We start from the raw sequence: 15,166 nt of genomic DNA on the forward strand, positions 1-15,166 counted from the left end.
ACCGCGCCTATAATAAAAGCGCATTACACAGCCAGGAAAGGACGCCCGCGCCATGGCAGAAACCACTCCCCTTTTAGGCCCTGTAGTAGACCAGCTGGGCACGGATATCGTCAGCGGGGACATGGCGGAGGGCACGCCGTTTCGCCTTGGGGACATCGAAAAGCGCTTTGGCATCTCCCGCACCGTGGCGCGCGAGGCCATGCGCACGCTCGAGCATCTAGGAATGGTCTCCTCTGGGCGCCGAGTAGGCCTCAAGGTGCTGCCGCGCAGCAGCTGGGCGGTCTATGATCCCGCCATTATTTCGTGGCGGCTGGCGCACGATAAAACGCGCGCCGAACAGGTCGCGCGCCTCAACGAGCTGCGCCTTGGCATCGAGCCGGTGGCGGCGCAGCTTGCCGCGCGCAATGCTAGCCCGCAGCAGCGCCGCGAATTGCTGCGGCTAGCGGGCCGGCTCAGCGAGCTCGAGACCACCCCTTCCCCACGGGTGGGCGAAGAACTCGAAACGGATTTGCAATTTCATACGCTCATCTTGGAAGCCTCCGGCAACGAGATGATCGCCGCGCTCGCGCCGGCGTTGCTGGCCATCTTGAAGGGTAAATCCGTCTTTGGTTCCCGCAAGCGGGATCCGATTCGCGGCACGACGCAGCTACATATGAAATTAGCGCGGGAGATTGACGCCGGCGAGGCCGAAGCCGCCGAGCGCACCTCCCGCGCTATCCTGGACCGCGCCCGCGCCTAGAGCATGCAGGAAACGCAGCCCTCGATCTCGGTGCCTTCCAGGGCCATCTGGCGCACGCGGATGTAGTACAAGGTCTTAATGCCCTTGCGCCAAGCGTAAATCTGGGCCTTATTCACATCGCGGGTGGTGGCGGTGTCCTTGAAGAACAGCGTCAGCGATAGACCTTGGTCCACGTACTTGGTGGCCTCTGCATAGGTATCAACGATCTTCTCGTAACCAATCTCGTACGAGTCCTTGAAGTACTCCAAGTTGTCGTTGTCCATGTGTGATGCCGGGTAGTACACGCGGCCGATCTTACCTTCCTTGCGGATTTCAATCTTGGAGGCAATCGGGTGGATGGACGAGGTGGAATTGTTGATATAGGAAATCGAGCCCGTCGGCGGCACCGCCTGCAGGTTGCGGTTGTAGAGGCCGTGCTTGGCGACGTCCTCCTTCAGCTCCGCCCAGTCCTCTGCGGTGGGGGTGTAGATGGAGGAGGCATCGAAAAGAGCCTTGACCTTCTCCGTGCGCGGCTGGAACTCCGCCGGATCGTAGGAATCGAAGAACTCGCCGCTGGCGTAGTCGGATTCGGGGAACTCGGTAAAGGTCGTGCCGCGCTCGCGGGCGATCTTATTGGAGGCGCGCAGGGCGGCGTACATGATGGCCGCGAAGTAAGCGTTAGTGAAGTCCAAGCCCTCCTCGGAGCCGTACTCGATGTGCTCGCGGCCCAGGTAACCGTGCAGGTTCATCTGGCCCAAGCCGATGGCGTGGGAGTCATCGTTGCCCTTGCGCACGGACGGAACGGAATCGATGGAGGTCTTATCCGCCACGGAGGTCAGCCCGCGAATCGCGGTCTCCACCGTTTGGGAGAAGTCCGGCGAATCCATGGTCATGGCGATATTCAGCGAACCCAGGTTGCAGGAAATATCGTTGCCCACCTGGTCATAGGAAAGATCCGCGTTGAGCTCAGAGGCGGAGTTGACCTGCAAAATCTCCGAGCACAGGTTGGACATGTTGATCCGGGAGGTTTTAACCGGGTTGGCGCGGTTTACCGTATCCTCAAACATCATGTACGGGTAGCCGGACTCGAACTGCAGCTCTGCCACAGTTTGGAAGAAGTGGCGAGCATTGATCTTCTTCTTCCGGATGCGCGGATCCTCGACCATTTCTTCGTAATGCTCGGTAATGGAGATATCGCCGAAGGCCTTACCGTAGACGCGCTCGACGTCATACGGCGAGAACAGGTACATATCGTCGTTCTTCTTGGCCAGCTCGAAAGTGATATCGGGGATCACCACGCCCAAGGACAAGGTCTTAATGCGGATCTTTTCATCCGCGTTCTCGCGCTTGGTGTCGAGGAAGTTCATGATGTCCGGGTGGTGAGCGTTGAGGTACACCGCGCCCGCACCCTGGCGTGCACCCAGCTGATTGGCATAAGAGAACGCATCCTCCAGCATCTTCATAACCGGAATGACGCCGGAAGACTGGTTCTCGATGTGCTTAATCGGCGCGCCGGATTCGCGGATATTAGACAGCAGCAGGGCCACGCCACCGCCGCGCTTGGAAAGCTGCAGTGCGGAGTTGATGGAACGGCCGATGGATTCCATGTTGTCTTCGATGCGGAGCAAGAAGCAGGAAACCAATTCGCCGCGCTGCTGCTTGCCGGCGTTCAGGAAGGTTGGGGTGGCCGGCTGGAAGCGGCCGGTCATGATTTCATCGACGAGGCGCTCTGCCAGCTCACCATCGCCATCACCAAGGAAAAGCGCCGTCATGGAAACGCGGTCCTCAAAGCGCTCCAAGTAGCGGCGGCCGTCGAAGGTCTTCAGCGTGTAGCTGGTGTAGTACTTGTAGGCGCCAAGGAAGGACTTGAAGCGGAACTTATAAGAGTAGGCGCGCTTGAATAGGGACTTGATGAAATCGAAGTCATAAGCCTCAATGACAGCGGGGTCGTAGTACTTATTGCGCACCAAGTAATCGATCTTTTCTTCCAGGTCGTGGAAGTAGACCGTGTTCTGATTAACGTGCTGCAAGAAGAACTGATTGGCAGCCTCGCGGTCCTTATCAAATTGAATCTTGCCGTCTCCGTCGTAGAGATTCAGCATGGCGTTGAGCGCGTGGTAATCCAGCTGCTCTTCCTGCGATACTGGCTCTGCTACGGTCTTTCCCAATTGCGTACTCACAGCTGACGCGGCCTTTCTTAAAGTCAGGATCTATAGGTGTGTCGCACCGCGGCTAGGCTGCCTCATCCAGCCCCAACTGGGAAGCATTAGCCAGCAGGCCTTCGCGACAAATTTTTATATCTTCATCGTTGCCGAGCAATTCGAAACGATATACATAGGGCACCTTACATTTGGCGCTGATGACGTCACCAGCTTTGCCAAAGTCGGCGCCAAAGTTGCTATTTCCTCCAGCGATAACCGCCCGAATAAAACTGCGGTTGTGCTCATTATTTAAGAATCTAATTACCTGCACCGGTACGGGCCGGGAGTTTTGGTGGCTAATGGAGGCTCCCCCGCCGTAGGTGGGACACACCAAGACGTAAGGTTCATTGACCACTAGCGGCTCATCGGTGCGGCGCAGGGGGATTCGTGCGCTAGGAAAACCTAGCTTCTGCACGAACCTGTGCGTATTTTCCGTAGTAGAGGAAAAATACACGACCAACATGACGGCACCTCCCTCCTCGGCTATTTACGCAGAGGCGGCTAGTGCTGCAAGGTTCTTAATGCGGTCAGGGCGGAAGCCGGACCAGTGCTCGCCGTTTGCTTCCACGACGGGTGCTTGGACGTAGCCCAGAGCCATAATGTAGTCACGGGCCTCATCGTCCACGGTGACATCTACCACGTTGTAATCCAGGCCCGCACGGTCAAGGGCCTTCTTGGTGGCGTTGCACTGAACGCAGGCAGGCTTGGTGTAGACGGTGATAGACATAATAACTCCCTAAAATCCTTTTCCGAGATAGCTTTTGCTCTTAAAAAGCGGAGGTTCTAGCCCTTTCAGGCCACTTCCTGCACCGCTCTGAGCGACACCAACGACACTATACTTTGGGGGAATTGACCGCAACTGACACAACATATAGTAGTTACACCCATGATATTCCCAGGAGGGCCTGGGGTAAGACCCCACATGTTGACCACCCCGACACCCAACCGTGAAACTACACGCCTGCTATTCCTGCGGGTTTACCTTCTGTTCACCTAAACATGTGGCAAAGTTCACATTTTCGCCACAGAACTGTAAAACCAGAAAATCCGCCTCGCTCCGAATCATCGGAGGAGGCGGACTTCCTTAAGTTTCAATTAGCCCTGACGAGCCTTGAAACGGGGATCCTTCTTGTTGATCACGAAGACCTTACCGTGGCGGCGAATAACCTGGGCGCCCGGCTTCTTCTTCAGCGACCGAAGGGACTTACGGACCTTCATCGGGCGCTCCTTTCGTTATGCGCAATCTACATGCGGTTGAGTAAATAAAGCACGGACTGGGGATCCCCAGCCATGACACGAGGAATAATTTTACCTCACGCGGCCATTAAGACCAAAACACTAGGGCTTAATGGGGTGCGGATTCCCGTGAGTAACGGGTTTTCATCTCCTCGCCTACCTCATCCAGGCTACGTCCCATAGTCTCTGGCACCAAAATGCGGGTGTAGCCGATGGCTATGAGCCCCAGTACGCCGAAGACGCCAAAGGCCACCGGGCCGGTGAGCCACTCCACCAGCGGCAGGAAGTACTGGGCCACGGCCCAGTTGGTGGCCCACAGCGAGAGCCCGGCGATGCCCATGCCCAAGCCGCGTACCTGCAGGGGCACGAGCTCCGAGATGAGCAACCAGGTCGTCGGCGAGACCGCCGCTTGCTGGAAGGCAATGAACGAGGCCATAAATACCAGCGAGACCATCGCCATCGTGGTGGAATCGGCGGCGTGCGAGTACGCCACAGACAAGATGAATAGCGAAATCACGTTGCCGGTCAGGCCGATGAGCAGCAGGCGCTTGCGGCCGATGCGGTCGACCACCTTGAGGCCCACCCAACAGGCGATAACGGATACCACGCCAATGACAATCGAGGTATAGACCGAGTTGGTGGTAGAAATGCCCACCTGGCTCATCATGGTGGGAGCGAAGTAGACGATGGCATTAACGCCGGTGATCTGCTGGGTCAGGCCCATCAGCATGGCGAGCAATACCGTCACCTGCATCCAGCGATTGGCCTTCAGCGCCTTCCACTCGGAGCCGCTGGAGCGGCGCGCCGTTTCCTGGGAGGTAAGCTCTCCCAGATCCATCCCGGCGCGGCCTGCGACCTCACGGGCCCGAGCCATTTTGTCATGCGTGGCGAGCCAAACTGGGGTCTCTGGCAAGAAGAGCATGCCCACGGCGAGGGCCGCACCCGGTACGGCCGCAAGCCCCAGCATCCATTCCCAGCTTTCCGTGGGCGCAAGTGCCGAGTTCACCAGGTAGGCCAGCAACTGGCCTACCACGATCAACAGGGTATTCAGGGAAACCATGCGTCCGCGGATCTTGGCCGGCACCATCTCTGAGATATACATGGGCGAGACAATGGATACCGCACCAACGGCAAAGCCTAGGAAGGTACGGGCCGTGGCCAGCATGGTCACCGAGCCTGCCAGCGCGCACCAGATGGAGCCCAAAACAAAGATGATGCCGCCGGCGATCAGCGTAAAGCGGCGGCCAAACCGGTCCGCAATGCGGCCTGCGGTCAGGGCACCCACCGCGGCGCCTACCAGCAGCATGGAGGTTACCCACCCCTCTTGGTGGGCTGTCATATTAAATTCCGGGGTGATATACAGCAAGGCACCGGACATCACGCCGGTGTCATAACCAAATAATAAACCGCCAAGGGCGGCAATTGCTGCAACTACCTTGACATAACTTTCTTTATTCACAGCACGCAATTGTGTCAGGAGACTACGATGAACGTCATGTCACCCGATGCCGAAAACTTACAGCAATCCATCATAAAACAGCTGGATGTACGCCCCTTTATCGATCCAGAAGAGGAAATTTCCCGCCGCGTGGATTTCCTCGTGGAATACTTGGAAATGACCCATGCCAAAGGCTATGTGCTAGGCATTTCCGGCGGTCAGGATTCCACCTTGGCGGGAAAACTCACCCAGCTTGCGGTAGAGCGGGTAGAAGGCGCCGAATTTTGGGCCGTGCGCCTGCCCCACGGCGCGCAGGCGGATGAGGACGATGCCCAGATCGCCCTTGATTTCATTCGCCCGGACCACCGGCTCACCGTTGATATTCAACCGGCCACCGCGGCGCTGAGCCACGAGGTGGCGCGTGCGGTGAACCAGGATTCCTTGAACGATTTCAATCGCGGCAATGCCAAGGCGCGCCTGCGTATGACCGCGCAATATGCCATCGCGGGCGAGGTAGGAGCGCTGGTTGTGGGCACGGATCACGCCGCCGAAAATGTCACCGCGTTCTATACCAAGTGGGGCGATGGCGCGGCAGACCTACTCCCCCTGGCCGGGCTAAATAAGCGCCAAGGCGCGGCATTGCTCAAGCACTTAGGTGCGCCAGAGTCCACGTGGTCCAAGGTCCCCACCGCGGATTTGGAAGACGATAAGCCGCAGCTTCCCGATGAAGAGGCGCTCGGCGTCACCTACGCCCACATCGATGACTACTTAGAGGGCAAGGCGGTTCCCGATGCCGCCCGCGAGCGCATCGAGACCCTGTGGCACCGCGGCATCCACAAGCGCCAGATGCCACAGGGGCCAACCGCCTAAGCTAGCGCCTCTAGCGTGGCGAGTGCCGCCCGCTCCAGCGGCCGGTTATAGGCCGAGCCGTGGGTCAGTGCGTGCACGGCTAGTGGGTGCAGTTGATGCATGGGAATCCAGGTTTCAATATCTTTCGGCGCCCCATAGCCGCGGAAGATTTCCTCTATATAGGGCGCGCCGAATAGCGCCAACATGCCCAAATCAGTGTGCGGATGCCCGCCGTGAGCTGCGGGATCGATCATGATGCCACCCTGGGCATCGAAAAGCAGGTTGCCCGCCCACAGGTCACCGTGGATGCGCGCAGGCGCCACATCCCAGCTGCGGGCGGCAATCGCATCGCAAGCCCGCTTAACCAAGTCCCTTTGCGCAGTACTGATTCCGGCCGGCTCCGCAAACGGCAGCACGCGCTGCTGGGCATAGAATTCACCCCAGTTATCGGTGGGCGTGCACTCCTGTTCAATGGTGCCGATGAAGTTTCTTCCTTCCCACCCCTCCGGCGCGCTGCCAAAAGCCGGTGCCCCAGCACGGTGCACGCGCGCGAGCTCCGCACCAAATTTTCGCGCGGCCTCTGCAGTGGGCGCTACCTCGTTGATGCGTTCTGTAACGATTTCCTTGTCGTCGGCGCTAATTACTGTGGCTACCGCATCCGTGGCTTCACCCAACCACCGGAGGCCGGCAGCCTCAGCACCAGCTTGGTCTTTATCGCGTACTTGCTTAGCAAAGGTCTGCATATTGACCAGCATAACTACTTCGGTAGCACACCAGGTTGGGCCGGAAAACTTAGAATTACATGCCTCGCACTTTAATTGACAAAGTTTTTCAGTTAGTTAATTGGCCCACTGCGAATTAAGATGCTGTACATAAATAATTTACCGAATGGTAAATTCTCTCTCGAATTGAAAAGGATAACTATGGTCGGAATTAACGGCATTAAGAGAAAGTTCGTCGGTGGTCTCCTCGCGCTTGGTGCTGCCTTGACGATGGCCCAGTCTGCCAACGCAGCAGAACCCCACGGCAAGGAAATGGTCACTTTCGGCGACTCTTTCTCCGCTAACGGCGGCGCCCCTGGGGATCGCGCAGCGGTCAGCCCTTTCTCCGCCTCTACTCCCCTACCGAACACGTGCAGTAACGACAAGCACAACTGGGCACACCAAACTGCCCGGAATCTCGGTCACAGCCTTGCGGACTACACGTGCAACGGAACCAGCTATTGGGTAGCTGCCTTCGTCGAACACGCAGTCCGCTCTGGGAATATTGGCCCCGATACGAAGGAAGTCACCTTCATGTATGGCGGCCTGCAGCCTGGCACCTATGTCGATGCACTGGCTAACGCCGCCGCCCCAAATATCCCTAAGGGCTCGAGCTACCGCGGATTGCTGAACGCACAATTCAATAAAATTCGATCCGTGGCCCCGAATGCACGCATCACGATGGTCAACTACGTTCCAATGACGGTTAATGACACCCTCTGTGTGGTCAATGACGACCGGATGCAGCTGCCACTGTCCATCCCAGGTGTTACTCGCGCAGAAGAAGAGTTCAACCGCGAAATCGGACGTGCCGCAGGCTCCCTTGGCGTGAACTTCATCGATCTTCACAACCAAGCAAAAACGCACGATCCTTGCCAGCCGGACACCAACCACCGGTGGGCAGTCATTGCTCAGACCCCGACGGCCCCTTCCGTGATGCCAATGCACCCGACTGATGTTGGACACACAGGAATGGCAGGTATTATTACGAATAGCCTAAGGAGCTAGGCCCCCATTTCCCCTATTCCAAGGAACTAAATCTCGGAGGAAACGTGAAGCGTATTAATAAGCTCGCCGCGGCTACTGCTTTCATCACAGCGCTTGTGGGCACGAGCACCGTTGCCACAGCTGCAGTCCCAGGAAACACCGTTCTCGTTGGTGACAGTATTGTAGCCAACCCAACCGTCGCTGACCATGCGCTGAACAAGGCGCATAAAACGGCCAATACCGGAGTGGGCTGCGTTACCGATAATGCCATTGCCACTGAGATGAGCAATGTTTCCGGTGCACACGTTGACCAGTACCAATGCGCAGGTGCTTCTTTAGCCACTGGAGGCGTTCACGTCGATATCTCTCTCCGCAAGGCAGCAGAAGACGGCAACCTTAACCACGAGACCAAAAATGTCGTTATCGTTGCCGGCGCTAATGACACCTACCCCCACAAAACGGATATCGCAGCCTCCGACCGCGCGATTCGCGGTGGTCTCCGCAGCGCACTCGATGTAGCCCACCAGCACGCACCGAATGCCAAGGTGACTGTCGTAGGTTACCCGCACGTGACCCGCGGCAACTCCACTTGCCTGACCTCTTCGATCATTCCCCTACCCATCGCAGCCGTCTCTGACACAGAACAGCGCCTCCAAAACACCCTGCGCGAAGTGTCCGAGCAAAACGGCGCAACCTTCTTAGATGCACAGCCCATGTCTGAAGGACATGACATGTGCTCGCCAGACCGCTGGTGGGTTAACCTCGTTGACCCAGTACCACCAGCTCCCGGCAACCTACCACTGCACCTTAATGCCCACGGCACCGCAGCTTATGGCCAGTTTATCGGCCACGCTCTGCAGTAAGTAGAAAGAAAATATCCCGCATAGTTTTAAACTATGCGGGATATTTTTATGAGTTTTTCTGGTTAGTGGTTATTGATCCAATCGATACCTGCCTGAAATTCCGCCCCACCGTACTGCATATGGGCAAGTTGTCCGCGTAGCAGGTTTATATTATCCATTGCGATGGTGAGAGGCCTCACCTACGATCTGCTGCAAAGGCAGCTTGCCGTGTGCTGCGTCCACCTCCATGGACGGGGATACCAATCCCAGGTAATCCTCTGGGTAGTTACAAATAATATCCTGCGGGTTGCAAACCTCGAACACGTCAGACCCCAGTTCGCCGTACCCACCGTCGAGGTGGCCTAGAGCGCCGGTCGCATTGGACATGTCATCGTGATATTGCGCAGCACCATTGCCACCCTGGTACGGGTTGGCATAGAGGGCTGCAGATGCAAACCTTTCTTTATCAAGTGGTCCGCGCCCGTGCGCCGCATCGTTAATGATGCGTGCGGAAATATCTGTTCCCTCGGAATAGCCGACCAAGGAAATCTTGCTATTTGGGCAGTCATTCTGGATTTGCTGAATCTTAGCTGCAGTGCGGTTATATCCTTCGTTAGAAGAGTCAGAATATTTCGACACGGCAAATGGGAAGGCCTGGTAGCCCACAAAGGTGGCATTCGTATCCGGCTGGAGTCCGAGCTTAACGCCCATCTGTCCGGTAATTAGACCGTGCGGAACATCCGAAGGTGCTGACGGAATAGTATTCGCTCCGCCAGGAACAAAAACAACCTGCTGGTTAGCACACGTCGGAGCGGACATTGGGTTCCCAGGAATCGCCGCAGTGGCGGCGGGAGCAGAAAGTGCAAGTGCGGCTGCAGAGATTACGCCAGCAGCCGCAGCTTTCACAGTAAAATTCATATAATTTCCCATTTTCAAAAGGTTCCGGCGGTTTGCACGGGTTACATTACATGAGTCTTAGTTAACAGGCGACACCCCAACGCACTGTAACCAGACACATTTTCACATGAAAAATCCCGAGACACCGTTCTTACACGATGCCTCGGGACACTATATTGTGGAGCTAACGGGATTCGAACCCGTGACCCCCACACTGCCAGTGTGGTGCGCTACCAGCTGCGCCATAGCCCCATATACGAGGTGCAACCCTGTGGGCCGCAACTCGTATGAATATACATGGCAAGTATTTAACTCACCAAATCGCCTGCTACTTGGTGGCGACGTCTACCCAGTCATTCAAAGACTGACCAGAATCTTTATCCGGAATATCCTTGCCGTTTTGGACAACGCGCGGCGAGGAAACGGAACCGGTTTCCTTATTCAGCTTGTCGTAGTTGGCCTTTGCCATCTTATTACCTTGCTTGATATCCACGTTCTTGATGGAATCAACCACGTCATCCTCGGCGCCAAGTTCCTTTGCTTGGTCAGCGATGTCCTCGATGCCCCACTGGGGGACAACGCTCTGCTGGTTTTGCATCATGTAGTCACGCAAATTCCAGTAGGTCTTCACATCGCCGGACTTTGCCAATTCTGATATGGCTGCGGCGGCCTTAGTTGAGTAACCATCCTGGTTTTCAACATCCTTACCGTCCAAGAAGTTCAGCGTACGCACGTGGACGACCAGCTTGCCATCCTCAATTGCCTGCTTCATCTCCTCATCGGTACTTTTCGCCAGGTCCGCGCAGTGGGGGCAGGAGAAGTCTTCGTACAGGTCAACCTCTGGAGTATCGTCATCGGCCGCATCGGACTTCAGGGTAATCGCGTTGTCCTTATAGTCCATGGACATGTTGACGTCTTGCACCTCGATTTCATTGGCCTGCTTGCCATTCCACACGATGTAGCCAATGACCACGGCGATAATGACGAGTAGGACGCCGACGCCCCAGATGAAACCATTGCCAGACTTGGCATTCGGGTCACTTACTTTGCTCATTTAAACCTTGCCTGTTGATACTTTCGGACTCTTGCAACCTACTGTGCCCACCGCTACGGGTGGAGCGCAAATTTCGTGAACGGGCGTTTGATGGTCCATGCGGTAAGGGCGAGGAAGGCGGCATCGCGAAGCAGCGTCAGCCCATAGTTCATGCCCGGCTCCGCAGTAGCGTCACCAGCACCAAAGCACCCGCAATCGATATCCAGCCCACGCAGCCATGCCTGCAGGATGCCGACCATGAAAAGCACCATGACCACGGCCGCTACCTTGGAAGACTCGCGAAGGAAAATCCCCAGCAAGAGCAGCATTCCACCCACTAGCTCCAGCGGCCCAATGAGCTGGGCCAGATACCCAGACCATTCCGGCGTGAAAATCTCATAGGCCTTGATGGATTGCATGGTATCCAGCGGGTGCGCCATCTTTTCTACACCGGCGATGATCCACACCACGGCCATGCCAAAGCGGGCGATAAAGCTCACCACATCAAACGCGTTATTCACGCCGATTAGTTTAGCGTTTAACCTCCCCTTTTCGGATACAAACCCCTGTGCTTTTTCCTGAGACTTCGCCCACTATGATGTACCCCATGCCGCACTCCCTCATCGTCGGTTCCGGTGCCGCACTCGGCGCCGGTGCCCGCTACCTCTTAACCATCGCTCTCGGCGGCGGAATGCTCCCGCTCCTCATCCTTAATATCGTCGGCAGCGCGCTGATGGGATATACCCGCCCCGGCCCCTTCTGGGGAACCGGATTCTTGGGTGGGTTTACCAGCTTCGCCAGCTTTGCTTTCTTCACCGCGGAGTCCCACTGGAGCATCGCCCTGGCCTATGCCGCGGCCACGCTCGTGGGCTGCACCGCCGCCTACCTTGCTGGGGATAAGCTGCGATGAACCTGCTCTTCGTCCTTATCGGCGGCTTTTTCGGCGGCGCGGCGCGCTACGGCTTTACCCGCCTGCTGCCCTCGCCGTATTGCACCTTCGCATCCAATATCCTGGGTTCCTTGGTCTTCGGCCTGGCGGTGGGCTTTGCGCAGCTTGCCGATGCCCCCTTCGCCCATCCCCTCTTCGCCCTCGGCCTCGCCGGTGGCCTGTCCACCTGGTCCACCATGGCAAAAGAGCTAGGAGAAATGGTCAAGCAGCGGCACTGGTGGCCGCTGTGCAAATATCTATTCTGGACCATCGGGATCGGCGTGGTCCTCGCCTGGCGCGGAGTAATGTGGGCCGGCCTTATCTATCACGGGATTTAGGTAGGCAACTCCCAGCTTTCTGCTAAACACATTTCCCCAGCACAGGCCTACCATTTCCGGTGTGAACTTCTTTATGAACTTGCCGTTGGCCGAGCCCGTCAACGGAGTCATATTCCTCCTCATCCTCGTCATTGCGGCGATTATCGTTATTGCCCAAAAGAAGGTGTGGCCACTAGCCATAGCCGTTATTGCCTGCGGCATCGCCTGGTTCTTCCTCCGCCACTGGGAAGTCCCCTGGCACATCTACCTAGCCTCCGTAGTCCCCTTGGCCGCGCTCCTTCGCAAGCCCAAGGTGGTCACGGTGGTGGCGGGTATCTTTTCGATCCTCGCCACCGTCGGCTTGGTCAATATGGAATACCAGACCTATCCGGATGTCGGTTCCTTGGATCCTCGCCCAGTGGCGAAGGAAATGAACTACAACGAATTCACCTCCACCCATTCAGGCGCCGCCATCGTCCACGTCGATCTCCCCGGCACCGCCTCCCATTTCTCCCCGCGCACCGCCACGGCGTATATTCCACCTGCTTATTGGACGGATCACAATCTCCCAGTCCTCATGCTCCTCCATGGAAACCCCGGCGGCCCGGATCAGTGGTTCGGTTCGGGGGAGGCGGCCGAAACCGCCGATCAATTCCAAGCGGCCAATGGCGGGCGCAGCCCCATCGTCGTCTCCGTTGATGCCACTGGCTCTGAAACCGCGAACCCCATCTGCGCCGATAGCGATGTTGCCCAAGTCATGACCTATCTTACCCAGGATGTTCCCCACGCCATTAAAAAGAAGTTCCAGGTCAATCCCGACCAGCACACCTGGACAGTCGGTGGTCTTAGCTATGGCGGAACCTGCTCGCTGCAGATAGCCACCACTCACCCCGCTGCCTTTGGCTCGGTAATCGATATCTCCGGTGAGGCGGAACCTACCATCGGCAACCATTCCGCCACGGTGCACAAATTCTTCCACGGTGATGAAGCTGCCTATAACAATCAAGACCCCGCTCACCTATTGGAACGCAAGCGCTATGACAACCTGCAGGCCATTTTCATTGCCGGGGACGATGATGCTCAGTCCGTCACCGCCTTGCGCTCGCTTGCGGATAAAGCCCGCGCCGCTGGAATGAAGACCTACTACGGCACCCGCCCGGGCGGCCATTCCTTCCAGGTCTGGCGCCCCGCCTTGCGCGAGTCCTTTGCGTGGGCGGCAACCCGCGGCGGCCTACAGGTAGACCGCGATCCCTTCGATGGAATTGGAGAAAATGATGTTCGTTCTTAGAAAGTTTCCCGTATCCATCGGCCTGCTGGCGGTGATGTGGTCGCTGCACCTCGTTGATTTCCCTTTGAAGCCGTGGCTCACGCTGACTACGGCGCATCCAGGCGCCTCCATCATCTTGACCGTGCTCATCGTCATCTGGCTCGCCCCTGCCGAGTGGCGACTCGGCTCCGCCTACACGCTCCTAGCCGGCCTTGCGGCGACGGCGATTGGGGTGCCGTTAACGCTGGGCATCGCCAAGCAGTGGCCCGATAGCACCGCGTACCTTAGCCCGATTGGTTTCATCGTCGGGGCTGCTGGGTTTGCCTCCGCGTTCATGCCGCGCTTGTGGCGCCGCCGCTTCCGCATCACCATCGTCTCCTTGACCGCGACATACGTGCTGTATTCCGGCACGCTTTCCGATGCCCTCGGCATCATCACCGCCGTAATCTCCATCACCGCCGGCCAACTGCTCATGAAGCCTGCCCCTGATACTCCGTCGATCCGCGAGCGGCGCGTGCTCATCGCCGTGTGCGTGGCCTGCGTGGCGATAGGCCCAGCCTTCATCGCTTTGGACCCGCTGGCGCAAGGGCCCTTCTCCGAGGTCACGCGACTGCTATGGGAGCCCAACTCAGACACCCTGGACCTCGCCCACGCCCATGGCATCGGCCCGATGGTGGCTAACCTACTTCCGCTCATCCTGCAGCTCGTTTTTTGTTTCGGCCTAGTGCGCGGGCGCATCACCGCGTGGCGGCTCGCAGTAGCCTCCCAGTTCATAGCCCTAGCACTGCTCACCTACCAGCTATGGAACACTAACCCTTCTATCCCCAGCCTCATCCCCGTTACGCTGCCATGGTTGTGCGTCCTCGGAATCTTGCTAGCTAACCGCAGGTTATTCCGCACCCATGAAAACCGTACGTATCTCCTAGAAACGGTACTGCTGAGCACCCTCATTGCGCTGGTTGGGGCCGGATTGTGGATTGGTATCGCGCTGCTGCACGACCCACTTCCCCGCGTGCTCGCTGAAACCCCGTTACGCTTCCTGCCCACCATCGTGGCCATGATCCTGCCCCACTACGTCATCCCGGCTTCCTCCATATCGTGGTTCGTCTATGAATGGATAGGCAATGCCTTCTGGATCTTTGTCGCCTTCCGCCTCTACCGCGGCTTTTCCCGGCCCACTGACCCCGCGCACGAGGAGGATCTCCGCACCGCGCGACGCCTCCTCGAGTCCGGCACCGGGGACCATTTATCTTTTATGACGCTATGGAAATCTAATCGTTATTTCTTCCACGAAGATTCCTACGTTGCCTACCGCGTATCCAACGGAATCGCCTTAACCCTGGGCTCTCCTATTGGCAACGACATCAGCGCCGAATTTTCCGCCTTTGCCTCTGATCAAGGCTGGGACGTGGCGTGGTATTCCGTGGGGGCGGACTTCGCCGCGTCCCATCCCGAGCTCAAGAACGTCCAGGTTGCGGAAGAAGCCGTTTTACCCTGCCGCACCGTGGAGTTTAAGGGCAAAAAATTCCAAAACATCCGCACCGCCCGCAATAAGGCCGTAAAAGAAGGAATTCACACCCGCTGGACCTGCTGGAATGACATTGATCTTGCCACCTGACGCGCGACGCTATTTAGTACCGGTAGGGCGGTATCGAGTACCGACCGGTGCGGATATCGGGTACCGGGGGTAGT

The 15,166-nt window shown here is 57.4% G+C and carries 17 protein-coding genes and 1 tRNA gene; 8 read left to right on the forward strand and 10 right to left on the reverse strand.

The window, feature by feature from the left end:
• The first annotated feature begins 52 nt into the window (after nt 1–52).
• Entirely contained in the window at nt 53–739 is a 687-nt protein-coding gene (locus QP970_RS03485; protein WP_284869627.1) for a FadR/GntR family transcriptional regulator, read from the forward strand.
• On the opposite strand, the gene nrdE is transcribed toward QP970_RS03485, so the two are convergent.
• From nrdE to QP970_RS03510, 5 genes are all read right to left on the reverse strand, one after another.
• Nucleotides 736–2,898: a class 1b ribonucleoside-diphosphate reductase subunit alpha gene (gene nrdE, locus QP970_RS03490; protein ID WP_284869629.1), complete on the reverse strand. Its 2,163-nt coding sequence runs from the start codon at nt 2,896–2,898 to the stop codon at nt 736–738. The genes QP970_RS03485 and nrdE overlap by 4 nt on opposite strands.
• 52 nt (nt 2,899–2,950) lie before the next feature.
• The gene (gene nrdI, locus QP970_RS03495; protein WP_239269913.1) at nt 2,951–3,382 is read right to left on the reverse strand and encodes a class Ib ribonucleoside-diphosphate reductase assembly flavoprotein NrdI; all 432 of its coding nucleotides are present in this window, start codon (nt 3,380–3,382) and stop codon (nt 2,951–2,953) included.
• A gap of 24 nt (nt 3,383–3,406) precedes the next feature.
• Nucleotides 3,407–3,646: a glutaredoxin-like protein NrdH gene (gene nrdH / locus QP970_RS03500; protein ID WP_005284554.1), complete on the reverse strand. Its 240-nt coding sequence runs from the start codon at nt 3,644–3,646 to the stop codon at nt 3,407–3,409.
• A gap of 368 nt (nt 3,647–4,014) precedes the next feature.
• Nucleotides 4,015–4,137: a type B 50S ribosomal protein L36 gene (gene ykgO, locus QP970_RS03505; RefSeq protein WP_003847162.1), complete on the reverse strand. Its 123-nt coding sequence runs from the start codon at nt 4,135–4,137 to the stop codon at nt 4,015–4,017.
• Nucleotides 4,138–4,264: 127 nt separating this feature from the next.
• On the reverse strand, nt 4,265–5,614 hold the full coding sequence (locus QP970_RS03510; RefSeq protein ID WP_284771636.1) for a sugar porter family MFS transporter: 1,350 nt from the start codon (nt 5,612–5,614) through the stop codon (nt 4,265–4,267).
• Between the two features lie 27 nt (nt 5,615–5,641).
• On the opposite strand from QP970_RS03510, the gene nadE reads away from it, so the two are divergent.
• Nucleotides 5,642–6,463, forward strand: coding sequence for an NAD(+) synthase (nadE, locus tag QP970_RS03515; RefSeq protein ID WP_284869630.1), 822 nt, complete (start codon nt 5,642–5,644; stop codon nt 6,461–6,463).
• Here the strand turns inward: nadE and QP970_RS03520 are convergent.
• On the reverse strand, nt 6,460–7,197 hold the full coding sequence (locus tag QP970_RS03520; RefSeq protein WP_239269915.1) for a fructosamine kinase family protein: 738 nt from the start codon (nt 7,195–7,197) through the stop codon (nt 6,460–6,462). The genes nadE and QP970_RS03520 overlap by 4 nt on opposite strands.
• Nucleotides 7,198–7,365: 168 nt before the next feature.
• Between QP970_RS03520 and QP970_RS03525 the strand changes: the two genes are divergently transcribed.
• Together QP970_RS03525 and QP970_RS03530 are read left to right on the forward strand one after the other, a co-directional pair.
• Entirely contained in the window at nt 7,366–8,211 is an 846-nt protein-coding gene (locus tag QP970_RS03525) for a GDSL-type esterase/lipase family protein (RefSeq protein WP_284869632.1), read from the forward strand.
• Between the two features lie 44 nt (nt 8,212–8,255).
• Entirely contained in the window at nt 8,256–9,053 is a 798-nt protein-coding gene (locus QP970_RS03530; RefSeq protein ID WP_284869634.1) for a GDSL-type esterase/lipase family protein, read from the forward strand.
• Nucleotides 9,054–9,203: 150 nt separating this feature from the next.
• Here QP970_RS03530 and QP970_RS03535 read toward each other — a convergent pair whose 3' ends face one another.
• From QP970_RS03535 to QP970_RS03550, 4 genes are all read right to left on the reverse strand, one after another.
• The gene (locus QP970_RS03535; RefSeq protein WP_051138361.1) at nt 9,204–9,743 is read right to left on the reverse strand and encodes a cutinase family protein; all 540 of its coding nucleotides are present in this window, start codon (nt 9,741–9,743) and stop codon (nt 9,204–9,206) included.
• 365 nt (nt 9,744–10,108) lie between these two features.
• Nucleotides 10,109–10,181 (reverse strand) — tRNA-Ala (locus QP970_RS03540).
• A 76-nt stretch (nt 10,182–10,257) separates the two neighbouring features.
• Nucleotides 10,258–10,983, reverse strand: coding sequence for a DsbA family protein (locus QP970_RS03545; protein WP_023016961.1), 726 nt, complete (start codon nt 10,981–10,983; stop codon nt 10,258–10,260).
• Between the two features lie 53 nt (nt 10,984–11,036).
• Entirely contained in the window at nt 11,037–11,483 is a 447-nt protein-coding gene (locus QP970_RS03550; RefSeq protein ID WP_023023739.1) for a MauE/DoxX family redox-associated membrane protein, read from the reverse strand.
• A gap of 86 nt (nt 11,484–11,569) precedes the next feature.
• On the opposite strand from QP970_RS03550, the gene QP970_RS03555 reads away from it, so the two are divergent.
• The 4 genes from QP970_RS03555 to QP970_RS03570 all read left to right on the forward strand — a co-directional run bounded on the left by QP970_RS03555 (nt 11,570) and on the right by QP970_RS03570 (nt 15,092).
• Nucleotides 11,570–11,872 carry a fluoride efflux transporter family protein gene (locus tag QP970_RS03555; RefSeq protein ID WP_051138360.1) on the forward strand — a complete coding sequence of 101 codons (303 nt, stop codon included), beginning with the start codon at nt 11,570–11,572 and terminating at the stop codon, nt 11,870–11,872.
• Complete coding sequence (locus QP970_RS03560) at nt 11,869–12,228, forward strand: fluoride efflux transporter FluC (protein ID WP_023016958.1); 360 nt, start codon at nt 11,869–11,871, stop codon at nt 12,226–12,228. The genes QP970_RS03555 and QP970_RS03560 overlap by 4 nt, the downstream gene beginning before the upstream one ends.
• A 61-nt stretch (nt 12,229–12,289) precedes the next feature.
• Nucleotides 12,290–13,495 (forward strand): alpha/beta hydrolase, encoded by a 1,206-nt coding sequence (locus tag QP970_RS03565; RefSeq protein WP_198010365.1) that lies wholly within the window; start codon nt 12,290–12,292, stop codon nt 13,493–13,495.
• The gene (locus QP970_RS03570; RefSeq protein ID WP_284869638.1) at nt 13,479–15,092 is read left to right on the forward strand and encodes a phosphatidylglycerol lysyltransferase domain-containing protein; all 1,614 of its coding nucleotides are present in this window, start codon (nt 13,479–13,481) and stop codon (nt 15,090–15,092) included. The genes QP970_RS03565 and QP970_RS03570 overlap by 17 nt, the downstream gene beginning before the upstream one ends.
• Nucleotides 15,093–15,166: the final 74 nt, after the last annotated feature.

It is taken from the genome of Corynebacterium sp. MSK073, assembly GCF_030232085.1.
In the GTDB taxonomy this organism is placed as follows: Bacteria; Actinomycetota; Actinomycetes; order Mycobacteriales; family Mycobacteriaceae; genus Corynebacterium.